The sequence below is a fragment of the Martinezella tropici genome (assembly GCF_003287875.1).
Classification (GTDB): Bacteria; Pseudomonadota; Alphaproteobacteria; order Rhizobiales; family Rhizobiaceae; genus Rhizobium; species Rhizobium tropici_C.
In genome coordinates, this window is sequence record NZ_QMKK01000037.1 from 67201 (window position 1) to 91610 (window position 24410).

Annotated in this window: 24 protein-coding genes; 13 read left to right on the forward strand and 11 right to left on the reverse strand. The window is 56.8% G+C overall.

Features of this window, described 5'->3' with window-relative positions:
• Positions 1-152 precede the first annotated feature (152 nt).
• Both DQ393_RS15160 and DQ393_RS15165 read left to right on the forward strand, forming a co-directional pair.
• Entirely contained in the window at positions 153-1037 is an 885-nt protein-coding gene (locus tag DQ393_RS15160) for a BadF/BadG/BcrA/BcrD ATPase family protein (RefSeq protein ID WP_112342602.1), read from the forward strand.
• Positions 1034-1798: a GntR family transcriptional regulator gene (locus tag DQ393_RS15165; RefSeq protein WP_112342603.1), complete on the forward strand. Its 765-nt coding sequence runs from the start codon at positions 1034-1036 to the stop codon at positions 1796-1798. The genes DQ393_RS15160 and DQ393_RS15165 overlap by 4 nt, the downstream gene beginning before the upstream one ends.
• 129 nt (positions 1799-1927) lie before the next feature.
• On the opposite strand, the gene metH is transcribed toward DQ393_RS15165, so the two are convergent.
• A complete protein-coding gene (metH, locus tag DQ393_RS15170) occupies positions 1928-5704 on the reverse strand; it encodes a methionine synthase (RefSeq protein ID WP_112342604.1) in 3777 nt (1258 codons plus the stop codon).
• Between the two features lie 276 nt (positions 5705-5980).
• Between metH and DQ393_RS15175 the strand changes: the two genes are divergently transcribed.
• Positions 5981-7237, forward strand: coding sequence for an AGE family epimerase/isomerase (locus tag DQ393_RS15175; protein WP_112342605.1), 1257 nt, complete (start codon positions 5981-5983; stop codon positions 7235-7237).
• Between the two features lie 45 nt (positions 7238-7282).
• On the opposite strand, the gene DQ393_RS15180 is transcribed toward DQ393_RS15175, so the two are convergent.
• Both DQ393_RS15180 and DQ393_RS15185 read right to left on the reverse strand, forming a co-directional pair.
• A complete protein-coding gene (locus tag DQ393_RS15180; RefSeq protein WP_112342606.1) occupies positions 7283-7771 on the reverse strand; it encodes a heme-degrading domain-containing protein in 489 nt (162 codons plus the stop codon).
• 58 nt (positions 7772-7829) lie between these two features.
• Positions 7830-8708, reverse strand: a complete 879-nt coding sequence (locus tag DQ393_RS15185) for an ATP-grasp fold amidoligase family protein (RefSeq protein ID WP_245430362.1) — start codon at positions 8706-8708, stop codon at positions 7830-7832.
• A gap of 147 nt (positions 8709-8855) precedes the next feature.
• Here DQ393_RS15185 and DQ393_RS15190 point away from each other — a divergent pair, with 147 nt between their 5' ends.
• Positions 8856-10370: a lipopolysaccharide biosynthesis protein gene (locus DQ393_RS15190; protein WP_245430363.1), complete on the forward strand. Its 1515-nt coding sequence runs from the start codon at positions 8856-8858 to the stop codon at positions 10368-10370.
• Positions 10371-10374: 4 nt separating this feature from the next.
• Here DQ393_RS15190 and DQ393_RS15195 read toward each other — a convergent pair whose 3' ends face one another.
• Entirely contained in the window at positions 10375-11535 is a 1161-nt protein-coding gene (locus DQ393_RS15195; RefSeq protein WP_181592356.1) for a polysaccharide biosynthesis protein GumK, read from the reverse strand.
• Between the two features lie 334 nt (positions 11536-11869).
• Here DQ393_RS15195 and DQ393_RS15200 point away from each other — a divergent pair, with 334 nt between their 5' ends.
• The 3 genes from DQ393_RS15200 to DQ393_RS15210 all read left to right on the forward strand — a co-directional run bounded on the left by DQ393_RS15200 (position 11870) and on the right by DQ393_RS15210 (position 13781).
• The gene (locus tag DQ393_RS15200; RefSeq protein WP_112342608.1) at positions 11870-12838 is read left to right on the forward strand and encodes a polysaccharide lyase; all 969 of its coding nucleotides are present in this window, start codon (positions 11870-11872) and stop codon (positions 12836-12838) included.
• 133 nt (positions 12839-12971) lie between these two features.
• A complete protein-coding gene (locus tag DQ393_RS15205; RefSeq protein ID WP_112342609.1) occupies positions 12972-13268 on the forward strand; it encodes a hypothetical protein in 297 nt (98 codons plus the stop codon).
• Positions 13269-13574: 306 nt separating this feature from the next.
• Positions 13575-13781 carry a hypothetical protein gene (locus tag DQ393_RS15210; protein ID WP_112342610.1) on the forward strand — a complete coding sequence of 69 codons (207 nt, stop codon included), beginning with the start codon at positions 13575-13577 and terminating at the stop codon, positions 13779-13781.
• Between the two features lie 186 nt (positions 13782-13967).
• Here the strand turns inward: DQ393_RS15210 and DQ393_RS15220 are convergent, their stop codons facing one another.
• The 3 genes from DQ393_RS15220 to DQ393_RS15230 are packed head-to-tail and all read right to left on the reverse strand — an operon-like array spanning position 13968 to position 17037.
• On the reverse strand, positions 13968-15200 hold the full coding sequence (locus DQ393_RS15220; protein WP_245430364.1) for a DUF1073 domain-containing protein: 1233 nt from the start codon (positions 15198-15200) through the stop codon (positions 13968-13970).
• A 48-nt stretch (positions 15201-15248) separates the two neighbouring features.
• Complete coding sequence (gene terL / locus DQ393_RS15225; RefSeq protein WP_181592357.1) at positions 15249-16733, reverse strand: phage terminase large subunit; 1485 nt, start codon at positions 16731-16733, stop codon at positions 15249-15251.
• Positions 16690-17037 (reverse strand): hypothetical protein, encoded by a 348-nt coding sequence (locus DQ393_RS15230; RefSeq protein WP_112342611.1) that lies wholly within the window; start codon positions 17035-17037, stop codon positions 16690-16692. The genes terL and DQ393_RS15230 overlap by 44 nt, the downstream gene beginning before the upstream one ends.
• Before the next feature lie 551 nt (positions 17038-17588).
• Here DQ393_RS15230 and DQ393_RS15240 point away from each other — a divergent pair.
• The gene (locus DQ393_RS15240; RefSeq protein WP_112342646.1) at positions 17589-18287 is read left to right on the forward strand and encodes a class I SAM-dependent methyltransferase; all 699 of its coding nucleotides are present in this window, start codon (positions 17589-17591) and stop codon (positions 18285-18287) included.
• Positions 18288-18361: 74 nt separating this feature from the next.
• Here DQ393_RS15240 and DQ393_RS15245 read toward each other — a convergent pair whose 3' ends face one another.
• From DQ393_RS15245 to DQ393_RS15260, 4 genes are all read right to left on the reverse strand, one after another.
• Complete coding sequence (locus DQ393_RS15245; RefSeq protein WP_112342613.1) at positions 18362-19027, reverse strand: DUF6362 family protein; 666 nt, start codon at positions 19025-19027, stop codon at positions 18362-18364.
• Entirely contained in the window at positions 19002-19418 is a 417-nt protein-coding gene (locus DQ393_RS15250; RefSeq protein WP_112342614.1) for a hypothetical protein, read from the reverse strand. The genes DQ393_RS15245 and DQ393_RS15250 overlap by 26 nt, the downstream gene beginning before the upstream one ends.
• Before the next feature lie 56 nt (positions 19419-19474).
• Entirely contained in the window at positions 19475-19747 is a 273-nt protein-coding gene (locus tag DQ393_RS15255) for a hypothetical protein (RefSeq protein ID WP_112342615.1), read from the reverse strand.
• Positions 19748-19826: 79 nt separating this feature from the next.
• Positions 19827-20045, reverse strand: a complete 219-nt coding sequence (locus DQ393_RS15260) for a hypothetical protein (RefSeq protein WP_112342616.1) — start codon at positions 20043-20045, stop codon at positions 19827-19829.
• A 362-nt stretch (positions 20046-20407) separates the two neighbouring features.
• On the opposite strand from DQ393_RS15260, the gene DQ393_RS15270 reads away from it, so the two are divergent.
• The 5 genes from DQ393_RS15270 (at position 20408) to DQ393_RS15295 (ending at position 24208) form a co-directional block, all read left to right on the forward strand.
• A complete protein-coding gene (locus DQ393_RS15270; RefSeq protein ID WP_112342618.1) occupies positions 20408-21196 on the forward strand; it encodes an XRE family transcriptional regulator in 789 nt (262 codons plus the stop codon).
• Between the two features lie 146 nt (positions 21197-21342).
• Positions 21343-21531, forward strand: coding sequence for a hypothetical protein (locus tag DQ393_RS15275; protein WP_112342619.1), 189 nt, complete (start codon positions 21343-21345; stop codon positions 21529-21531).
• Positions 21532-21533: 2 nt separating this feature from the next.
• Positions 21534-21917 carry a hypothetical protein gene (locus DQ393_RS15280; protein ID WP_181592358.1) on the forward strand — a complete coding sequence of 128 codons (384 nt, stop codon included), beginning with the start codon at positions 21534-21536 and terminating at the stop codon, positions 21915-21917.
• 45 nt (positions 21918-21962) lie between these two features.
• Complete coding sequence (locus tag DQ393_RS34310) at positions 21963-22358, forward strand: DUF4440 domain-containing protein (protein ID WP_112342620.1); 396 nt, start codon at positions 21963-21965, stop codon at positions 22356-22358.
• 425 nt (positions 22359-22783) lie between these two features.
• A complete protein-coding gene (locus DQ393_RS15295; protein WP_112342621.1) occupies positions 22784-24208 on the forward strand; it encodes a site-specific integrase in 1425 nt (474 codons plus the stop codon).
• Positions 24209-24410: the final 202 nt, after the last annotated feature.

A 24410-nucleotide genomic window follows, 5' to 3' on the forward strand; every position in this document is an offset into this window, starting at 1 on the left:
ACTTTCAGATATAAAAATATCGGAGAAAATAAATTTCCATATGTATTTCAAATGGATGTCAGCAAACAAAAATGAGCGCGCCGCCTATTGGTAAATGGTATTTTTTTGGTATTGTATTGAAAAGCGGGGAACATGCGGCATCCGGAGGCATGATGGGGCAGTTTGCAATTGGTATTGACGGTGGCGGAACAAGTTGCCGGGCGGCGATCATAAACGGCACCGGGCAAGTGCTCGGCACCGGTAAGGCCGGTGCCGCCAATATCCTCTCCGACCTGGAAAACTCGTTGATCCATATCGTCGCCTCGGCAAAACAGGCGCTGATCGATGCAAAGCTGGACCCGGAACTGCTACGGAAACTACCTGCGGTCATCGGAACCGCCGGAGCCAATGTCGGAAATTATGGCAAACGGGTCGAAGGTGCCCTGCCCTTCGCAAGCACACGCGTGGTCACCGATGCGACAATTGCGCTCCAAGGTGCGCTCGGCGACGCCGACGGGATTATCGGCGCCTTCGGCACCGGCTCCGTCTACAATGCCCGCCGTGATGGCAAGAGTTGGGGCATCGGCGGCTGGGGCTTTGTCGTCGGCGATCAGGCCAGCGGCGCGCGCCTTGGCCGCGACCTGCTCGAACGAGTTCTTCTCGCGCATGATGGAGTATTGAAGGGCTCGGCGCTGACGGCTTCGATCATGGCCGAATATGGCAACGACCCGGAACGGGTCGTCGAATTTGCCCACGTATCGAAGCCCAAGGATTTCGCCCGCTACGCTCCGATCGTGTTCGAATATGTCGGCCTGGAGGATGTCGTTGCCGTCGACATCGTTAGAACGGCGGCGAGATCCATAACCGAGAGCCTTGATGCATTGCTTTGGCCGGGATGCCCTTCGATCTGCCTTCTCGGCGGCCTTGCCCAAGCCTATCGTCCCTGGCTTGATGAACGGCACAAGGCGATTCTCGCCGAACCCAAGGGAGATGTCTTGCGCGGCGCCGTGGAACTGGCAGCAAAATTGCTGCAGGGTGGAGAGGGAACCAGGGCATGACCGAGGATTTGAGCGCAATCTTCTCGCCGGAGCGCCTTTCGGGAGGCGGCACGGGTCCGCTGTATGTCAAGCTGCGGCGCACGCTTGAAGAAGCCGTGAAGATCGGAAGACTGAAACATGGCGACGCGCTTCCGCCGGAACGTGATATAGCCGAATTCGCCGCGGTCAGCCGCGTCACCGTACGCAAGGCAATCGACGATCTCGTCGCCGAAGGCATCCTTGTTCGCCGCCATGGTTCCGGCACCTTCGTCGCTAAACCCGTTTCCAAGGTGGAGCAACGGCTGTCCCAGCTGACGTCATTCACGGAGGACATGGCCCGACGGGGGATGACCGCTCGTTCCGAATGGCTGCACAAGGGCGTGCATACGCCCTCCCCGGACGAAATGATGATCCTCGGCCTTGCGGCCGACACCAAAGTATCGCGGTTGAGCCGCCTGCGCATTGCCGACGATCAGCCGCTCGCGATCGAGCACGCCAGCGTCTCCGGTGAGTTCCTGCCGGATCCGTCTGTCGTGACGACATCGCTCTATGCAGAACTGGAAAAGCGGCAGGTGCGCCCGGTTCGCGCCGTTCAGCGCATATCCGCAACCAACATGAAAGAGGCCGATGCCGGGCTGCTCGGCGTCCCCGTGGGAGCGGCAGGCCTCTCGATCGAGCGTATCTCCTATCTGGGTTCCGGCCGAGCTGTGGAGTTCACGCGATCACTCTATCGTGGTGATGCCTATGATTTCGTCGCCGAGTTGACGATAGGCGCGAGCTAGCGAAAAGCTGCGAGCAGAAAAACGTCTGGAATCAAAAAAACGCCGCCCCGGCTTGAGTAGCCGGGGCGGCGTTTTCATGCGGAATCAAATTCCAAGCAAAACAGTTCAAGCCATTGAAATGACCAAATTTCAGGCCGCGTCGTCCACGTCTGCGTCACGCCTTTCGGGCACATAGTTGAGAACCGGGCCTAGCCAGCGTTCAACCTCGGCGACAAGCATGCCCTTGCGGGCGGCATAATCTTCCACCTGATCGCGTTCGACCTTGGCCACACCGAAATAATAGGATGACGGATGACCAATGTAGATACCAGAGACGGATGAGCCCGGCCACATTGCATAGTTTTCCGTGAGGCTCACGCCCGTTGCCGCTTCGGCATCAAGCAAGCGGAAAAGCGTATCCTTCTCGGTATGATCAGGCTGCGCCGGATAGCCAGGCGCCGGGCGAATGCCGGCATAGGCTTCAAGAATGAGTTCCTCGCTCGACAAGTTTTCGTCAGCAGCATAACCCCAGAACTCCCGCCGCACGCGCTCGTGCATCCGCTCAGCGAAGGCCTCGGCAAAGCGATCGGCTAGTGCCTTCACGAGGATCGACGAATAATCGTCATTCGCCCGTTCGAAACGCTCGGCGATGGCCACTTCCTCGATGCCGGCAGTAACGACGAAGCCGCCAACATAATCGCTCACACCGGTTGAAACCGGTGCCACGAAATCCGATAGAGCCACATTCGGCCGACCGTCCCGCTTCGACAGTTGCTGACGCAGCGTGTAGAAAGTCGCAAGTTCCTCGCTGCGGCTTTCATCCGTAAACAGCCTGATATCGTCACCGACCGCACCCGCCGGCCAGAAGCCGATGACCGCGCGCGGACGGAACCAGTTCTCCGCGATGATCTTCTCCAGCATCGCCTGTGCGTCGCCATAGAGCTGCCGTGCCGCCTCTCCCTGCTTCTCATCCTCGAGAATGGCTGGGAAACGCCCCTTGAGTTCCCAGGTCTGGAAAAACGGCGTCCAGTCGATATATTTCGCCAGCTCGGCAAGATCGTAGCTGTCGAATACTTTGGTTCCGAAGAACTGCGGCTTGACCGGCTTGTAGCTCGACCAATCCACTTTCTCGGCATTCTCGCGCGCCCTTGCGATCGGCAGGCGCACCTTCTCCGCCTCGCTGCGCGCATGGGCAGCCGCGACCTTGGAATATTCAGCCCGAACGGTATCGATATAGCCCTGCCGCGCATCCGGCGATAGCAGCGCGGATACGACGCCAACGGCGCGGCTCGCATCCGTAACGTAGACAGTTTGCCCCCGGTGATAGCCGGGATGGATCTTCACCGCGGTATGGACGCGGCTCGTAGTGGCGCCACCGATCAGCAATGGTATATCGAAGCCCTGCCGCTCCATCTCGGAAGCGACATGCACCATTTCGTCCAGAGACGGCGTGATCAGCCCCGACAGACCGACAATATCGACCTTCTCGGCGATCGCCGTCTCAAGGATCCTCGTCGCCGGCACCATGACGCCGAGATCGATGATTTCGTAATTGTTGCAAGCAAGAACGACGCCAACGATATTCTTGCCGATGTCGTGCACATCGCCCTTGACGGTCGCCATCAGCACCTTGCCGGCCGACTGCCGTTCACCGCCGCCGCCATTGGCGAGCTTTTCGGCCTCCATATAAGGCAGCAGCACGGCAACGGCCTGCTTCATGACGCGGGCGGATTTCACCACCTGCGGCAGGAACATCTTGCCCGAACCGAAAAGGTCGCCAACGACATTCATGCCCGCCATCAAGGGACCTTCGATGACATGCAGCGGCCGCTCTGCGGCCTGACGCGCTTCCTCGGTATCGGCCTCGATATAGTCGGTAATGCCATTGACCAGCGCATGCTCGAGCCGCTTCTCGACCGGCCATTCTCGCCAGGAAAGATCCTGCGCCTTGGCCTCCTTGCCGCCAGCTCCGCGGAAACGCTCGGCAATTTCAAGCAGGCGCTCAGTGCTGTCAGGCCGGCGGTTGAGCACGACGTCTTCGCAGGCTTCCCGCAGTTCAGGGTCGATATTATCGTAAACCGCAAGCTGACCGGCATTGACGATGCCCATGTCCATACCCGCCTGAATGGCATGGTAGAGGAACACGGCATGCATGGCCTCGCGGACAGGTTCATTGCCGCGAAACGAGAACGACAGGTTCGACACGCCGCCGGAAATATGAACCAGCGGCATGGTCTTCCGGATCGTCCTCGTCGCTTCGATGAAGTCGACGCCGTAATTATTGTGTTCTTCAATACCGGTCGCCACGGCAAAGATGTTCGGATCGAAGATGATATCTTCCGGCGGCAGGCCAGCCACTTCCGTCAGCAGTTTGTAGGCACGCGAGCAGATCTCGACCTTGCGCTCATAGCTGTCTGCCTGCCCCTGTTCGTCAAACGCCATGACGACGACGGCCGCACCGTACATCCGCATCAAACGAGCCTGCTTGAGGAAGTTCTCCTCGCCTTCCTTCAGGGAGATGGAATTGACGATCGGTTTGCCTTGAACGCATTTCAGGCCGGCCTCGATGATCGAGAACTTCGAACTGTCGATCATGACAGGAACACGGGCAATATCCGGTTCGGCGGCGATGAGGGTGAGAAACTCTACCATCGCCTTTTCGGAATCGATCAGGCCCTCATCCATATTGATGTCAATCACCTGCGCACCGTTCTCGACTTGATCGCGCGCGACGGCAAGCGCAGCCGTGTAATCGGCATTGGTGATGAGCTTGCGGAATTTCGCCGAGCCGGTGACGTTCGTGCGCTCGCCGACATTGACGAACGGGATGTCTTTGGTGAGCTCGAACGGTTCCAATCCCGAGAGCGACATGAAGGGACGATGCTCGGCAGGCTGCCTTGGCGGATATTTCGAAACCGCCTGAGCGATCGCAGCAATATGCTCCGGGGTCGATCCGCAGCAGCCGCCAACGATATTGACGAGTCCTTCGCGCGCAAACTCCTCGACCTGAGCCGCCATCATCTCGGGCGTTTCATCATACTGACCGAATTCATTCGGCAAACCGGCATTCGGATAGGCGCAGATGAAGGTATCCGCAGCGGCCGAAAGCTCCTGCAGATGCGGCCGCATGGCATTGGCGCCGAGCGCACAATTGAGGCCGATAGTAAAGGGACTGGCGTGGCGCACGGAATTCCAGAACGCCGAAGGCGTCTGACCTGACAGCGTGCGGCCGGAAAGATCGGTAATCGTGCCCGATATCATGATGGGCAGACGAACGCCCTTGGCTTCGAAGCGCTCCTCGCAAGCAAAGATCGCGGCCTTGGCGTTCAGCGTATCGAAAATCGTCTCGATCAGAATGATATCGGCGCCGCCGTCGATCAAACCGTCGATCTGCTCGCCGTAGGCTAGGCGCAGATCATCGAAGCTGACGGCACGATAGCCGGGATTGTTGACGTCGGGCGAGATCGAAGCCGTACGATTCGTCGGACCGATGGCACCGGCAACGAAACGGCGCTTGCCATCCTCGCGCTCGGCGCGGATCGCCGCGCGGCGGACGATCTCGGCGCCCTCCTTGTTGAGATCGTAGACCGCACCTTCCATCTGGTAGTCCGCCTGCGCAATGCGGGTGGAAGAGAAGGTGTTGGTCTCGAGGATATCCGCACCCGCCTTGGCATAGCGATAATGAATCTCTTCAATCGCATCGGGCTGAGTCAGAATGAGGAGGTCATTATTGCCCTTCTGGTGGCACGCGCAGCCGATGAATCGATGGCCGCGAAATTGATCCTCGTCGAACCCGAGCCCCTGGATCTGCGTGCCCATGGCGCCGTCAAGCACAAGGATTCGTTCGTTTGTAGCCTTTCTCAAGGCCTCGAATACTTCGCCGCCGTCGCGCTTCGCCGTTTCCGAACCAAAAAGAGTGTCAAACATAAGCGATTCCTCTGGCCTGATTGCGACTTCGCAACCAGATCACATAAAGATATCTTTATGTCAACATATCTACGCTCATGTTCGGTGGAGCGCAAGCACGCCTCTTCTATAGTTGTGTTCTTTCAGGAAAAGACAGACTAGGCGAATTGCTGCCCGACCATTGCTACCCGACCATGGACAACGCGGATGTAGCGACACAGTTTCATCCCATAACGCCATGACAGCGCTTTCGAGCGGCGCTATACGGCTTCTGGAAGAGAATCCAAGGAGGACGGCATGAACATACAGGTTGAACCCGCAGCGCTCGGAAACTGGAGCACCCGCACCTACCACAGGCGCTGGTTGCTCGATCAGGCCGATGCGCTTTTCAATTTCTTCCAGTATCGCGCCGTCAATCCCAAGGGCGGCTTCTATGACATGGACGATTACGGTAAACCGCTGGATAAGACCAATCCCGTGCGGGGCATCCACTCGACGGCGCGCATGGTGCATTGCTTCTCGATCGGATCGCTGCTGGGTCGTCCCGGCGCGAGCGAGATTGTCGACCATGGAATGAATTATCTATGGAACCATCATCGTGACACGAAGCATGGCGGCTATGTCTGGTCGCTAAACAATGATGGCCCGGTCGATTCCAGCAAGCAGGGATATGGTCACGCTTTCGTACTGCTTGCGGCTTCCTCCGCCAAGACGATCGGACACCCGCTGGCCGACGGCATGCTCGCGGATGTCACGGAAATTCTGGATATGAAGTTCTGGGAAGCAAAGCACGGCGCGATTGCCGAGGAATTCAACCAGGATTGGTCGCTGATCGACGGCGGCAGCTATCGTGGCCAGAATTCCAACATGCATTTGACGGAAGCGCTGATGGCCGCCTTCGAGGTTACAGGCGAAAGAGCATATCTGGACAAGGCCGAAAGTATCGCGGATCTCGTTATCCGGCGTTCGGCCGGATCTGTTGGTTGGCGAGTTGCCGAGCACTTCAACGCGGATTGGGTGCTCGACAAGAATTATCGCGGCAATGAGATGTTTCGTCCGTCGGGCACGACGCCGGGGCATTGGCTGGAATGGGCGCGTCTCATCCTGCAGCTTTGGTCGCTGGGAAAAAGGCGTCACGACTGGATGCCGGACGCGGCCAAAGGCCTCTTCTCGCAATCCATGTCTCTGGGTTGGGACAATGATAAAGGCGGCTTTTTCTATACGCTTGATTGGGAAGATATACCGGCCAAACGCAACAAGCTCTGGTGGCCTGCCTGCGAGGGCGCAGGCGCTGCACACTACCTGAATGAACACGCTCCGAGCGATTTCCATGAAGAAAGCTATCGCAAGATTTGGAGCGTGATCGGCCGGGCATTCATAGATCACGCCAATGGCGGCTGGCATGAAGAGCTGACAGACAATCTGGTTCCGGCCCACACGCTGTTTCCAGGCAAGGGTGATATCTACCATGCCTTGCAGGCCTGCCTGATCCCTCTCTTCCCGGCAACAGGTAGCCTCACCAAGGTCATCGCCGAGGCTGGCGGCAAAATCTAAGGCTGGCGGCGGCGCATGGTCCAGGTCCGGTGCCGCCTTCGCCTTCTATGCGAGATTGAGATTGTGAAGCTCGTGACCAAGCGTCAGAGCCAACGCCTCGACGACGAGATTATGATCTTCACGCTGCGGCAGGCCAGAAACGGTAACTGCACCGATGCAGCCGGTGCCATTGACGAAAATGGGGAAGCTGCCGCCGGATGCGGCATATTCAGCGCTCGAAAGGCCATTGTCCTCGATCGTTTTCCCCTGCCGCTGCAGTCGCAAGGTGCTGGCGTAGCTGCTGCGAAAATACCGCAAGACCATGTTGCGCTTCCGGCGAATCCAGTTGGAATTGTCGGGGGTGGAGCCGGGTAACGCGACGTAGAAAACCGGCATCGAATGCAGCGTAATATCGATGGCGACGCCCAGATTGCGCTCGCTGGCCAGGTCGCGCAATAGCTTCCCCAGTACCCAGGCCGTCGAAAGATCGAAAGCGTCGAAGCGCAGCGTTTCCTCTTGCAGTTCGATACGAGCAAGGTCCTGGTCGATCGTCATGGAAAGCCCTTCCTAAAAATGGATCGGCCTATCAAACGCGGAGAAAGTGATTTGTCCACTATCTCTTTGGGACTTCGAAACCAAGTCGCCATTTTTGACCGATAATAAGGTCATACTCTTCCGGCTCGAACGCCTCAAAGCCTCCGCCTGGATAGAAGGTCAATTCGCCGACGCGGACCCACTCCGCCGACGCATAGAGATCGACACGAACGAAATCGATATCACGCGCCACGGTTTCAGCGACATGGATCATTTCATCCAGCCGCGGCGGACGCGCAACTTCGCCTGGATAAAGACGGAGATAATGCCGATCGTAAAACGGTAGTTTCTGCCAGTCGGGCGTATAATTGCAGGAATAGCCTCGGCCATTCTCACGTATGTCGATCTCGATATGAGAAACTTTGCCGTTGAACGTAAAGAGCCGATAATCCCAAGGAACTCTGCCATCGACGAGCAGCATGCTTTCTATAAGAATGCGGCGCTCCAATTGGCTGTAAGCCCACTCCCTATTGTAGGAAGCATGATCGATCGATAGCCACTCAGCTGAGGGATCATTCTTGAGAAGCCGGTCCACGTCAGCCTCTCCATAAAGAAATCGTCCCACACCGCTCGCATGGGTCGGCTTGACAACGGCAGGTAAGGAGATTTCCGACCAATCCACGGAGGCCAGGTCGGTTCCGACCCAAAGCGTGGGAATAATATATTGGCTGCCAACCCGTTCCGCGATCAGCAGCTTGGCGTCGGCCTTGTCAACGAAACGTGGAAAGACGGGATTGCGATCGTAAAGTTTGCGCGCCTGCACCTTATCGGTAAAGGTTTGAGGTGATGTCAAATTGGGAAATTTGCCGCGGATGGCACGATATTTCAGAGCGCAATAAGCCCTGTCCGGCAAAGGCGACATAAGCCGCCAGAGGAGATTGTGCATCCGCTCGCGCAATCCCTTCTGCAGATATCCCGGAATGAGAAATCCATCTCGCCCTGCGGCTCGATCTGTCATAGCAGCCATCTTGAATTTCAACTAGAACGCAAGTGAAAACTATCAGCCCGCCTTTAACACAAGGTTATGCGTCGGTCTTCAAGATAGATGACCATGAGTAAATCTGCATCCAATCTTCTTAGAAGCTCACTGATCAGCCTGGCAGCAACATTCATTTCGTTGGCAGCAGGCTTCGCGAGCAGCATCATCGCCGCCCGCATGCTCGGTCCTGCCGGATCGGGCAAGGTCGCCTACGCATTATGGGTTGCGACGGCGGCCGCAGCGCTGGCAGACATGGGCCTGCCTCAAACCTTGCTGCGCAATGCAGGCAGCCTTTCGGGCGATGGCGACGCATGGAAAACATTGGTCCGCACGGCGCTGCGCAGCTTTCTCATATCCGTCGGCATGATTACCGCAGCTATTCTTCTCTTTGCCGCAATTACTTACGTCCACCGCGATGTACGGCATGCCTGGTTTTGGCTGATTACCGGTGCCTTGTTCCTGAGCTATGCGTTCCATGTATTCTCGACCGCCGTGGCACGTGGAAGAAACCGCTTCGGTCAGACGGCTCGCACGACTTTACTGGGCGGAACGATGCAAGTTCCGCTCGTCTTTGCCGGAGCCTGGCTGCTGGGCCCGGCTGGAGCCTTGATCGGCTATGTCGCCCGCTATCTGCCACAGGCGTTGAAATTGCGAAGCTATATCGATCCCGCTTCAAAATATTCGCGGAACGCGATGACACCGGAAATGTTGCGCTACGGCCGGTATATATGGCTCAGCGATCTCATCGAGATCCTCGTCCTCTCGCGCATAGAGTTCCTCTTTCTGGGTATCTTTCTCTCTCCGACAAGCATCGGCTATTTCGCTGCGGGCCTCGGCCTGGCCGGGCTCATTGAACAGATCATGCTCCAGATATCGCCGGCGTTGATTGTCAATTTCACCGAGGCACATGCGCGAAATGACCAGCAGGCGCTTGATGCGGCATATCAACGTGTTATCCGTATCGTCGCCCTGGTCATGCTGCCGATCAGTCTTGGCGGAGCAACCATCATGCCCGAACTTTTGCCGCTGATCTTCGGCGATGCCTTTGAGCCTGCCACTCCCGCAGCGGCCACCCTGCTGGCCTTTGTCTGGCTTGCCGGCATGTCCGTAATTCCGTGGGGCATAATCGGCGCTTCCGGTCGCAGCGCTGTTTTGCTGCGCATACAGATTGCAAGCGGTATATCGACGATAGTATTGCTGACCGTTCTTGTGCCTCTGCTTGGGCTCGAGGGTGCCGCTCTTGCTCGGGTCATGATCGTGATATTTACGTTTACGCTGCTCGGCTGGATGGCTTGGAAATATGTCCGCGTTGCTGTACCGGTCGCGGCCTTGGCAAAAACGATGCTCGCAGCTCTTCTTTGCGCGAGCGCCGCAGGTCTCGGCGTTTACAGCCTCGATGGGCTTGCGGCGCTTATAGCCGCCATTCCCGCTGGAATAATTGCCTACATGCTGGCAATCCGTTTTTTGCGCCTGGTTACACCCGAAGATGTGCAGATTTTGATGGATACGGCGGCAGCGAAGCTACCAAAAGTATCACGTCCATTCGCCAACAAGCTGTTCAATTTTCTCGCACCGAGCTAATAGATCACTGGGCTTCAAAGGCGGCGGCCAAAGTCTGCCGTGCAACTTCGTCCCAGGTCATTATTCCATCGCGGAAAGCCGTCGAACGTCGCATCGCCAGTGCAGCGTCGATCTTCTCTCGCCAGGCAACCTCGCCTTCAAGACGATATGGAATTCCGTTGGCACGTTTAAAGGGAACAAGATCAGGCAACAGGATCGGCAAACCGCAATAGCTGTACTGCGCGAGCTTCAGGCTTGATTCAGCGAGATAAACTTCATCGGCTGTGAGCCGATAAGGCGCAATTCCGAAATCCGCATGCTGCAGATAAGGAACGATGCCTTCGAAGTCCCGCTCACCGTAGATCGTGATATTTGGTTGAGCCCAGCCGCTCCAAGCTGCGCCAAAGACGTGAAAATTTACATCGGGAGCAGCCGCTGCCATGGCAGCGACGGAAGCCTGGTCAAAGAGCATATTGCCGATGGAAATTGCGTTGTAGCTGCCGGGTTGATATGGCGACGGCTGCTCCCGATCAAAGAGTGCGGTGTCGACACCCTGAGGAACGACACGTACACGCCCCCCCGATGGAAGCATCGCCCCCAGCCTTTCTGAAGGAACACAAACCGTATCGAAGCGTCCAATCTGAGCGGCTTGAAACTCTTGCAGCACTGGTGCTGCGCCTATGCTGCGCAGCAGGTCGCGGCAAAAATACAAGGTGCGTGCCCTCGAATTCAGCCTTTTGACCTTATTAAAGAATGCGAGTGCCGAACCGCTTTCGATCACCACCAAATCGGCATCGGCTATTACGCCGCGCGCAAAAGCAGGGAGATAGCTGCCATAAAGCCGAAACAATGCCGCACTTGTTACATTCAGAAAGCGATTGCTGGAGCTGAAGGCATGGAATGGAGGAAGATAAGCGCCTGCTCTCAGGTTAGCGGCGATAACCTGAAATCGGTTCGCCTGGTCTTGAGACAGTGCGCGAAAGCGTGGACGGTCCTTCAACAGCGTCAGCCAGCTGTGTCCTATGGTAACAAAATCGACCTTATTTCCCTGCGCGGCCCAGCAGGACGCGATAAAGTGGATCGACGCCTTCCTGTAGCCGCGCAGAAACGCATGCGATGTTAGAATCACTATCTTCCGTCGCTGCTTGGCCTCGCTTATGGCCAGCTTTGCATCCTCGTGTGCCAAAGGCAGGTCCCTAACCGCGACCTTTCGCCGGCCTGTCTCATAACCGGCATCAAAACGTCGTTGAAGTTGCGGCGGCGAACGATCATGTCCGGGGCGCTGATAACCACAACCAAGCCCAGTCTGGAGGGATATGAACCGCAAAGCGTCTAACAGGTGGTTAAAGTAGCGCCGTCAATCATCACATTAATAGGTTGTAGTTCTCGTGGATTTGATTGGAAGTGACTTGGCGAACCATCACTCTGGCCCTGAAGCCGCACAGCTCTCGCTTGCCTGCAAGAAGCGAACAGGTCATTGATAACGCTGTATGAATGTCCCGCCAGAGGAATACTCCTGCATGAATGCAAAATACGCATTGCCCGCCATCCTGGCCTGCACCTGTGCTGCGACGCCAACTCTGGCTGACAATCCAGCGCAGATGGTTCTACACGACGGCTTCGACGGCACGGATTTCGCGCCGTCCGGCCATCTTTATTATCGCGATAACTTCGAACAAAAAGCGGGCACGATTGAATTTCAATCAGAGGTCAAGCGGACCGGCGCCGGTGCATTGAAGTTAAGTGTCAAGCCATTCTGCCCGCCCGGTAAAGCGAATTGCAGCGAAAGAGCGGAGATCTGGGAGCGTACCAAATATCGCGTACCCTACGATCAGGGAGTTTGGTACGGCTTTGCCGTTAAGTTCGCCGATCCCATCCCGTCTGGCGATCATCGTTATCTCATTGCGCAATGGAAACGGGAAATCGGGCCGAAGGCAGAGGGAGACTTCAGCCCATTCCTGGCTTTGCGGCTCAATAACGGCAAGCTTTTCGCTACCGTAGAGACCAACTACGTCGCACCGGCCAAGAAGGGCAAATCCAGGGGCGATGGTGAAATTTGCGGCGACGGCGAAACGCCTGTTTGGTTCCGGCCGGATAGCAATCAGATGCGGGCCTTGGTGGCGACGGACGATAATTGGAATGACGGCGATGGTGGAGAGTTCATAAGTTGCACCAACGCAATCAAGGTAATAAATCGTGGCAACAAGCTACCAACGCCTTCTTCTGGCTGGATCGACTTCGCCATCTACAGCAAACCGGGCCCGGATGGCTCGGGTCATATCGAAATATTCGCTAACAATAAATGGATTGTATCAGTTACCGGCCACATAGGACATGCAGACCACGGACTTGGAAAGAATCAATACTTTAAATTCGGCCCATATCGCGCTGCCGATACTACGGTTTGGACTCTTTATTACGATGATTTTCGCCGTTCACCGCATTGCGCCGATGTATTGTCGGACCCCAGTCTGTGCCCGATGAAGTGAGATGATAGACGAAGGCACTTCCATCGTTGAATAAACATCGCTGAGAAATGCTGCGAAAACCGCTTTTTTAGCAATTCCGCCGAACTTTTTCTCTTTTCGTTAGTTATCTTCTTTCGTGAAGGAGGTGACCTAAATGCTTACTACCCATCGCGACTGCAAACAGCACGTGAAGAGGAATGCAATACCATCTCTCGGCGAAATCGAAGGTAGGGTCGCAGTTCTGGAAATTGTTGCTCAATCTGCGTTGGCGCACGTCTTTGACGACGGAGAAGTCGATATTGACGCTGCATTGCTCGCACAAATTCGCAGGGCAATGCATCGTAAGTGCAAAGAACTGAAACTCGACGGAGATGACACGGCATCGGCACTTTCATATGCCGAGGAGTTGATCGAGGCTGCAGTAAGGGCGTCCCATCCAACTCACCAATGATGCCTTCCAGACCGAAGCTCGCATTATCCCTTTTGGTGGCGCTGGCAATTACGCTCGGCGTCCTCTCGTTTGTTGCGCCACACGACATAAAGGGCGGGCCTGCACATCCAACAGCCCGGCCTGGCGAGCACCAAATTCCTCAATGATGTGCCGCAAAGAACCTTGTCGCATTAAGAGACACGGTACCTGTTCCATATCAGGCTGACGTTAACGTCGAGCAATGAAGGCGGTTGCAAATTTCCAAAACCAAAGCAGTGTTCGCTTCAGCCCGTCTGGTACCAGCTCCAACAATGAATGGTGTAGCGAATGTTTATGACGATCAACGCGCCGCTTTACCCTGATGACATTGATGTCCTCGCCGGCGCACTCTTCGCCTGGTGCGCGGAGCGTAGTATAAGACTGCAAAGCCAGGAGGGTCTGTCCGCGGCCAACGTGGCTATCGATCTCTACGATGCCGGTTATCAAACCCAGGACCAGCTTCTGGGCGCTCTGTACGACTACGAGTTTCATTGACGATTAGGTCCAGAGCCCGCCCATCCTCAAAGTTGCGGTGTAGAGCAATCTCCTGAATATGTGCTGTGGTATCGCTTCAGTTACAGCAAGCTCTGATCTACCGCCTGATCTTTCAGAGCATTGGCGATGCAGTCCGCTCCTCAAGGATGCCGGACCATTCGTCCCAATGGTATGTCGAATCATAGATTAGCGTGAAAGGCCCTTGATAGCCGGCGGCGGCGGAAACCTCGACACAACGAATATAATCCTCGGTACCAAGGCCAGTTGGGGAATAATGCCCCTTTGCGTGGCAAAGCTCGGCGCGGCCCATGATCCTCGCAAGATCATCGTATTTTCCGGCGCGCTCCCAGTTGCCGAAGTCCCCGTTGAGACCGACCTTGCCGCCCAATGCGTCAAGAAGTCGATTGACCTCTGCAGGGCTTGGTAAAAGATCAAACCAGTTTTCTTCATATCGGCCGTGCCCGTCGCGTTCATGCCGGCGGGTGATTGGCCGAGCAATCGGGTGACCGGAATGTCGGCCGCGCCGGCGACGATCTGCAGGAAGGCCATCAGAATATCCGTAAGACCGGAGAGCGATGCGCTCTTGCTGTCATAGTCCTCTTCGGCATCGAGGATCAGGGTGCCGTTGACCCCCTTGATGGTGTTGGCAAGCGAGTAACGGCGCAGTACGGCATCTTCATAGGCCTGATTGCCGATATTCGCCGAGAACTGCGGAACCTTGATGATGTCGATCTTCGCCTCGAAGACGAGGCTGGCGATATTGGCCGCCGTACTGTCTGCGTTCTTGATCGCGTCGAAGGTCGCGGCCAGCACGCTTTCGCCCCAGGCTTGATTGCCGATGCCGCCAAACTCTTCATTAGGCGCCATCGCCCCCTTGAAGATGACGAGCCGGGACGGATGGATGGTCACCTGGATGCCGTTGGCGCCGGTCAGCGTGTAGAATTTTGGCGTGCCATACCATTCCGAGGTCGGATCGCTCTCAATGTCCCCGGCAGCCAGCTGTCGACGCGTCAGCACCGTCAAGTGTTTGAGGCCGCCCTTTCCGATACGCTCCATCTCCAATGGCAAGGCCGGATCGGCGTCCTCCGACCCGATGAACAAGGCAGCGCCACCGAAAAGCCGCGCCTTCGTCGACGCCTCCAGCAGCCTGCCGCGAAGATTGAGACGGCGTTCCTCGGCATCGATCAATTCGATCTGATCGTTCGCCGCCTGCCAGTTTCGCCATTTCCGGCAGCTATCCAGCGCCGGAATGTCGACGATCTTGCGCGGCAGCCAGGAACCGCGATAGGCGGCAATGATCTGCTCGTCCGTCAGGATCGGCTGCGTGTAGAAAACAGATGCCGCCTTGTCGCGTTCGGTGCCCAGGCGGGATGCCAAGCTCACCAATCCGTCGCGAACCATCGAGAATACCTGCCCCATGGATTGTCCTTTGATGTCGGGTGATGAAGAGGCTCACACGAGGCGAGCCTAGAAGTTGCTGAAGCTGAAGGACGAACTCAGCGCGAGCTCATTCAAAGCATCGGCGAAAGCATCGACCTGATCGTCGAACTGCCCATTCGGAAAGGCACAGATCTCGTCGAGAAATGCCTCATTCCAGTCCCCACGCAAAAGCTTGACGTTTCCCGCTTCAGCCTGCGCCGAGGCAGGTTTGGCGCGCGTAGCCTTGTCTCCGGTTGGTGATATCGCTTTTACAGGAAAGCCAGCGAGCAGCTTGATCTTCGTTTCCGCATCGGCCTTGCCGGCCGCTCCCGGGTCCTGCGGCATACGGATCGTCACCGTCGGCCCGTCCTGCGATGCCGTATTCTTGAGATTGCGCTCCACTTCGGCCGGAGACCAGCGTCCCCGCGCTATGGTTTCGACGTAGAAGATACCATCGACCCAAGCCATGCGCAGGCCAACGGTCCAATCCGGCTGGCGGCCGGGGCGTGCTTTCGAAGCGGCGAAATCCCAGGCGCGGCAACGCTTTGCACCTGCCGGCACAACTTCGACGATTTCGAAGTCGCCGCGCTGAAACAGACCACCAGAACGTGGCGCGGGCCGTTGCTGGAACTGACCGGCCACCGCATAGGAACCGAGTGGGATCTTGTCACGCTCGACCACCGCCAGAGGGAAACGCTGCGGAAAGAGCAGCTCGCCTTCCTCTGTCCTCGGATCGACAAATCCGATCGAAGTCCGGCAACGGCGCTCCGGCTCGAATTCCATCGGCAGCATCAGGTGCTCGTAGCCGAGCCGCAACGACAGGATCGTGCCGGAGACATCCGCCTCGTGTAGCCGCTGCATCACGACGACGATCGCCGAGCGCTGAAGATCGTTGAGACGCGTTGGCACGGATTCGCGAAATGTGCGAACCGTCGTCAGCCGCTCGGCTTCCGATTCGGCCCCATCGACCGAATGCGGATCGTCGATGATGACACGATCGCCGCGTCCACCGGTCAGCCTCGAGAATGGCACGCCCTGACGCGAGCCCGTGCGGGTATTGGCGAAAGCCATCTCGCCGGTTCTCGTCAGCTTGACCTGATCGCCCCACAGCGCCTGATACCACTCTGAGGCAACAAGGTCGCGCATGCGCCTGTTGTCGCGCTTGGCATAATGTTCCGAATAGGAGGCGCCGAGATAACGCAATTGCGGCTTGCCCTTCGACCCCCATTCCCATGCCGGCCAGAAGACGCCGCAGAGAAGTGATTTCATCGTCCCCGGCGGCACGTTGATCAGCAGCCGGGTAATATCACCGGCGGTCACCGCTTCGAGATGCTGACAGATGGCGTCAATATGCCAGCCATGGACATAATCGACCGAGGGCTCGACGACATGCCAGGCCTCTCGCACGAAGCCGGTTAGCGATTGGCAATTGGTACGAATTCTCTCCGCATCCGCTGCAATCCGGGCGGCGACCTCCCCTTGCTCGCGCTCAGCTATCCGCCTTGCCTTCTCCTCCCGTATCGCCGCCATCATCGTCGCCGGATCCGGCAAGCGGGCCGAAGAGGGATTCGAGTATTGCAAGCTGCTCATCCGTGGCATTGGTTAAGTCGATGGTGACACCCCTGCCTCCCTTGGCCCCGGCGCCGGAGCGTTCGCTCGGCTTCTGGTGAACATAGGAGGCTGCGATCTTCGCCATTTCGTCGCGCCGCTTCTGATCCGCCTCGTCGTCGCGCATTACTTTCAACATGTAATCAAGCGGCGTGTCGTCAACAGAAACGGCCTTGCGACGGCGCGCACGCGGTTTGCGCGGCGCGACCGGCTTGTCGGCATTGGTCATGCTTCAGATTTCCGATGGGATTTTGAAAGAAAACAAACGGTTCAAAACAACGCTTGCGGTCGACAGTGCGTCGCTGCAACTGTTCTCATCATGCCAAAATAGATACCCTATTCCGGCGCAATTGGCGACACCCTTGAAGGCCGACCAGCGCGCAAGGAATGGAGACTTTGACGAAGGTGCCAAATAACGGTCTGAAATTACTTGTGAATATCGCAGCCTGCAGTCCGACGAATTGAAGGGTCTGACCTTAAATTCATATCGGTTAGCTCTGGAAAATAACGAAGATGCACGATCAAATTCAGTCCGGTGAAGCTTTTGAGCAGGTTCGCACCATACTCCTGCAGGAGTGGGATCCGATCGGCGTTCAAGATGCGCAGGGACCGCCTAACGAATATGACGGCTACGCCGAGGAAATCCTCGCCATGTTGTCGACAAGAGAAATGACCACCGAAGAGATTGCTGCTCACCTGCTGCAAATGGCTGCGGATCACATGGCGCTTCAACGCACACCGGCGCTGAGAACTCTTTGCACGCATGCGGCGGAGCATATGATGAGAACCTCTCTAAAACACGGATACAGAGAAACATCAGGCTTCAGTTCGGCTGACGCCAAGAGCGATGATAGGATTCGGCAATTTATCGCCGCCAACCTTCCGGTCCTGCCCGTTCCCGGCATCGCGGGCATTCGGCTGCATAGAGCAGGCCCGCAAAGTGGGCTGCGGCGCCTAGCCGAGCGGGATCCGCAATTCGGCTCACCCTATTGGGCACATTATTGGGGAGGAGGTCTGGTCCTGGCTCGCTATCTTTTCGACAGGCCGGAAAGCGTGGCCGGCCGTCGCGTGCTGGATCTCGGGGCCGGCTCTGGAATTGTCGGGATTGCGGCCGCAAAAGTGGGTGCAGCGGAAGTCTATGCCGCCGACATCGATCCCTATGCGATTGCGGCCATCGAGCTCAATACGGCATTGAATGGAGTAACAGTCAACGCGACTGTCGCAGACTTGACGCAAGGCGAACCGCCCGAAGTCGATGCCATATGCGTCGGAGATCTTTTCTATGAAGCGACGCTTGCCGAGAAAGTCACAGCATTTCTGGATCGCTGTCTGGCGCAGGGGATTGCAATCTTGATCGGCGATCCCTGGCGCGCGCATCTGCCCAAGTCGAGGCTTCGGCTTCTGGCGGAATATGCGGTTCCGGATTTCGGCGAGGATACCACAAGGACGCGCCCGGCTGGCGTCTTTGCATTCGCCTGAACCAAATCACCGAGCGGAGACCGTTGGTACGGTACAACGATTATGCGGGGTCGGACCGCAATCGTCGCTACGATTCAGGCGTTCATCTTGGCGCGCCTTCGGTTTCCGCGCTCCAGTCGTTTGGCCAGCTCGGCAAGCTCCGGGCTTGCCGCATCGAAGACAGGCCGCGCATCATCCGGCAGCCAGTGGTTTTCATGCTTGGGCGCTTGCGGTCTTATCCGATCGAGCCGACCAGGCGCATTTGGCATCATCGGAGATATGCGCGACCAATCTGGCTGCTGCAATATCGGTAAGCCGGCGAGAAGCCTGCTGGCAAGATTCTGGAATTCACCTTGAATGCGCCGTTCGGCCGTGCGGCGTACGCGCCCCGTCCGCGCGCAGAAATCCCGGAAGGATCCGGCAATATACGGCGCAGCTAGGCAAATGGACCAGCGCGAAAGCAGAATGCGCCGCTCCTCGTCCTGTACCTGCGTGCGCAGCCATTCCTGCAAAACTTCCTCCGCCCGACTGATCGCCGCGGCACTCGGACGATAGCGGATGCGGATATCTGCATGGTCCGTCGGCTCTGGCAAAACCTCCGGCCAAAGCGTCCGCATTCGGTCAGGCCGAACGCCGCGCACGTCGAGATGGACCATCGTGTCGGCAGCCTCGACGAAGCGGGCGCGCACGATCAGGCTCAAATCGGCGATCTCTGCCGCGTGACTGGACAGGTCGTCAAACTGCAAGGCGGATCGGTGCATCAAGTCGTTTCTCCAATTCCCGATAAATCAGCGTGCGTAATGTCGCGCGAACGGGCCAAGGCCGCCGTGCCACCGCGTCCGTGCGTAAGGAAGCGAGCGCGATATCGTCGAAGGCGCCCAAGAGATCACCTGGACGCAGCAGTGCCCAATCCTGGCGCTGCGCAAGGACATCGGACACCGCACCGATCGTGTCCGACCAGAGTTCGTCCCGGTTGCTCCCGGTCTGCCGGATGCACCGCAAGACGAAGACCAGATGGCCGTCGCCATAGCGACCTCGAATTTCCTGCATCGTCCCACGCGCGTGACTTTCCGCCGGGGCGCGTCGCCGATGGACCGGAACCAGCTTGATGCCGAGCCCATCGAGAAGAAGATCCAGCCTGCCTTTGGTCATGCAGCTCAACTCCTTTCCTCAGTGAATTTGATGCTTTCCGCATTCCGGCGAACGGATCAGGCAATGCCGGCGGCAGTAGCAGGCTTCGGCTTGAAAAGGGCTTCCGCCTTGGAAATTGCTTCGACCCTCGCCCCGTCACGCAGCATCGGCGTATTGAGATAGGCGACCATCGCCTCGCCCGCAGCGGCCTTCGCTGCATCCTGCGTCGCGAAAACGATCGGCTCGCCGCGACTATCGCGGACTATCTCGTTTGTCGCTCGATGCACCTTGCGGATCCAGCCGTGATGACCGCCGGCAACAGCTTCAGTTCCGATTTGAAATTCATTCATGGCAACCTCCTCCGGCCAATGAGCCGGATCTGTCTGTTGAGTGTTCTGGTGGGATTCGAATGGGAAGCGCGGGTGATCGTCAGCCCATTTCGACGAGACGTGCCAACTTCTCGGCACGAGTATTTTCGTCTTCAGCGATGCGAAAGTGGATCTGATCCCCTTCCGGCGCACCACAATCTTCATCGTCATCATATGAGCGTGACGATCTGCAGATGCTCGATTTTACCGCTGTCAGCATGGTGCCGAAGAAAAATGCCGCGCCCACGCAAGCCAGGAAGCCCTGAAGCAACTCGCTCATCACAATCTCCCCAGATCCGGAGCTTCATTGACTGGCTCGCCCATGGCCATTTCCGATGGCACGATCGCGAGGTCGCAGTTTTCGCAATGCAGTTCGATAACTTCTGCAATCGACAGGATGCGCCGGCAGCGTGGGCAGCCCCAGAAGCAGTCGAAATATCCCGCGCGAGACGATGTTCTCCTACTTCTTCTGCCCGTGGTCATACCGTCACCTTTCAATACATCCGGCCTAAAATCCGCAGATCAGTCCGCGTACCCGCATGCGGCAGTTTACGCCGCATGCCCCTTGATAGACACCAATTATGTTGACAATAATGATGATGTCAACATGATTTATGTTGTAAATTTTGCAAGGGTCGAAAAATGCAAAAATCCATGGGCGAACGACTGAAGGCGGCCCGCGAGGCCGCAAATTATCCATCAGCCACGAAGGCAGCGGAAGCGCTCGGCGTGAGCCTGTCCACCTATCGCGCACACGAGAACGGGCAGAACGAGTTCAGCGCAGAGATCGCCAATCGCTACGCCAAGAAATTCGGGACCTCTGCCGGCTATCTCCTGACGGGAGAAGGGCCGCGCACGGTGGCGCGTGTGGCGCCGACCATCGTCACCTCCTTCGATCCCGACGTACAGGATCAAGACGGATTTGCCGAAGATGGCGAAGAGCATAGCTATAGCCGCGAGCATTGGACGCCGCAGATCGCAGGCGCGATGCCGGAGGTTGATGTCAAATTGGGAGCCGGAAGTGGCATTGTCGGCGAAGTTATCAATCTTCCCGTCGGCTCCGGTAACGTCGCAGGGCATAAAATCGTCGCGGAATGGCTTATTCCCACAGGCTATTTGAGGAATGAGGCAAAGGCCTCGCCGAACCATACCATCATCATGGAAGTCGTCGGCGATTCCATGCAGCCGACCTACATGCCGGGTGATCGCGTCATCGTCGACCTCTCCCAGAACCAGATGACGACTGATACCGTTTACGCCATCAGTGACGGCTATTCCGAGCCGCAGATCAAGCGCCTTCAGCGTGTGCCCTTCACACACCCCAGCCAAGTGAAGATTATTTCGGACAATCCTGCCCTTGAGACGTTCACCGTCGAACTCGAGCGACTGACAGTCATCGGCCGCATTTGCGGACACATTGCCCGCAAATAGATAATTCGCACGGACTTACAAACACTTTTGATGTCGATCCCGATTGGGTAAACATAAATAATGTTGACACGTATTATGTTTATAGGCAGTATCCCTATCGAGTGCCGTTGGCCCTGAAAGGAATGAGCCCATGCAAGACGTAAGGCTTGCGTGAAGTCAGCGAAACCGGACAGGCCATGACATTGATATTCGATCGGAAGAAATATCGAAAGGAGATTGCCGTAATGTTCGAAGCACCGCTTAATATCCCACCCGGGTCAGCCGGGACTTCGAAAGCGGCCGGTTTTCAGGAAGCAACCGCCTTCTCTGTATCGATCGCACAAATGGAGGCTTGATCATGCAGGCCAGCCCCGCCTTCTCCTGCGAATATTCATTCGACGAGCTCAGCATTCGCCTCTGCGATCGCTGGGAAACCGGGCTGTTGCTCTATGGCCGCGCTGAATTGACCTCTGCCGGTGATGATTATGAAGACGAATTTTACGTCTCGGCTATCCGTCTCGATGGCGGCGCGAGATTGGCGAGACCGAACCGTTCGAACACTGCCAGCAGCTTCGAAATGGAGCTATTTCGACGGATAGCTGCGGTCATCGAAGATGACAGGACACATATCGGCCGCCACGCCGCAGAACTCTTTGCCAATGAACTGGAGCAATGCCGGCAAATCGATCATGATGAGCCCCGCAAGCTTGAGCAAGAGCGAATTCTCGAACCATTGATGTAACCGGAAGCGTATGACGATCGCAATTGGACCGCGCGGGGGTCGTAGATGGAAGTTTCACAAAGCGAGTTCGAGGAAATCCGCAGGCTTGAGGAAGAGTTGCATCGTCCTGAAATCCGGCAATCCGCGGATAAAGTGGCAAGCCTCCTCGCGAAAGGTTTTGTCGAATTCGGCAGTTCCGGAACGATCTACGATGATAGAGACGAGCTCGTCATGCACCTGGCGGTGGAAAAGACAGAACCGCCTTCAGAGCCCGTCATGGCGCGCGATTATACCTTTCGGTCGATTTCCCCTGACGCCGTCCTCGTCACATATCGAAGCGTTCGATCTGCAGAAGGAGACAGGCCTGCCCGGCATGTCCTGCGAAGTTCGATTTGGCAGCGCATCGATGGTCGATGGCAGATGATATTTCATCAGGGCACGCCGACAACGCCGGATGGCTGATGAAGCCGGCAAATTGGATGACCTGCACTTCACACCTGCTCCGTCGGTACGGCTTCCATAGAGCATTGATTTCACTCGCTGAGAGCTTAGCCAACATGCCATGCGCGGAACGCAGGTGACCCAAGCATGGCCGTGTTGTGAACACCATATCACATCGGACCATGCGCACGGCTAATCTTGCAAACCGCATGGCTAACCACGCTGCAATCATCTGAAGCCATAAATAAATGGTGGGCCCGGAGGGACTCGAACCCCCAACCAAGCGGTTATGAGCCGCATCATATAGTGATGGCTAACGATGGGCAATGACGGCAGATGCGGATTTTATCTTTTAATTTCAGCGTCAGCATACATTTTAATGTAGGTTAACGTTGCCTGCCGTGGTTTAATAACGGCCAGATTTGTTGACCAGGAAGTTGACCAAAATGACAAGCGCCCGCAAACCGCCGACCGTCTTGAAGGCGGCGTTTCTCTCAAACCCGCCGAAGGTCGCCAAGGGAAAGCGCCAAGAGTTTCGCGATGCAGCCACCAAGGGACTTGCCGCACGAGTCAACGATAAGGGGCAAGTGAGCTTCATTTACGTTGGTCGCTTCCCAGGCGGAAAAGGCGTTGATCGGCGAACAATCGGCATCTTTGACGAAAAGGCCGCCGCGCTAGAGCTTGACTTGCAATCAAAAGGAAAGGATCTGCCGCGACCCCCCGCTGCTATGTCGTTAGCCAGGGCGCGGGCTATCGCTGGGGAGTGGTCGACACTGATAGCAATGGGGATCGATCCTGCGAAGCACGAGGGAGAGATAGCAGCTGAACGAGATCGCCGGCGCCAAAACACCTTCGCTGCAGTCGTCGAAGACTATCTGGAAGATATCCCGACCCGGAAACGCAATCGGCACGCCGAGCAGGATAAACGGGAGATCCGCCGTGAACTGCTTGAGCGCAAAGACAAGGATGGAAAGGTCTGGAAAAATCCATGGGCATCAAAGCCCATTGCCGAGGTGACCGACGCCGACGTGGCGGAACTTATCGTAGCCATACGCGACGGCAAGCACCGAGAGAGAGCTGCGCCAGGGCAGGCTTACAACACGTGGGGCCATATCAAGGCGCTCTTCTCTTGGGCGATGTGGCCCGAACGCCGGCAAGGTTACGGGCTGACGGTCAATCCCGTCGCACATCTGCAGCCGAAGCACTTCAAACTCAGTAAGACCGCGAGCACTCGTACGCTGACCGATGATGAGATCCGTGCGTATTGGGCCGCGGCCGAGGATACCCCCTACCCGCTTGGCCAGTTCTATAAGTTGCTGCTTTTGACCGGCCAGCGAAAGAATGAAGTTGCTGGCGCCCGCCGATCGGAGATTTCCGACAATCGCCAGCTTTGGACCGTGCCCTCTGAACGCTTCAAGTCTGGGCAAGAGCACATCGTTCCACTGTCCAACGACGCCATGTCACTAATCAGAGACCTTCCAAAATTTGAGGGCGAAAATTCGGGAGAGTGCCTTTTCAGCACCACGAATGGAAAGAAGGCAATCAATGGCTTCAGCCGCGCTAAGAGCGCGCTAGACGAGGCAATGTTGAAAAAGCTTCAAGAGACGAACCCAGACGCCACCCTGCCCGATTGGGTTTTCCACGATATCCGGCGCACGGTCCGCACTCGGCTTTCCGGTTTACGCATCAATTCCGAGATCGCGGAAATGGTGATCGGTCATGGTAAGACCGGCCTTCGTCGTGTCTACGACCAGCACGAATATGAGCCAGAGATGCGTGAAGCACTTGAACGATGGGCCGCCGCGCTTCGTCAGATGATCGCCCCTGAGCCCTCCCCAAACGTTGTCACACTGGATCGAAAAAGCGCTTGACGATTGTTGAATTTCAGGGCTTATCGTCGGATATAGAAGTATCCAGTAGCTTATTTTCAACCAAATGGAGACGCCTAGAGAAGCTTTCTTCAGTTCACCAAGCATCGCCGTACGTCCCCGAAAAAGAAAAGTTGGTTTCCGCCCGACGCAATGGTCTCAGATCTAACGAATACGTTTCGTGATTTGGGCAATTGTGTCTTAA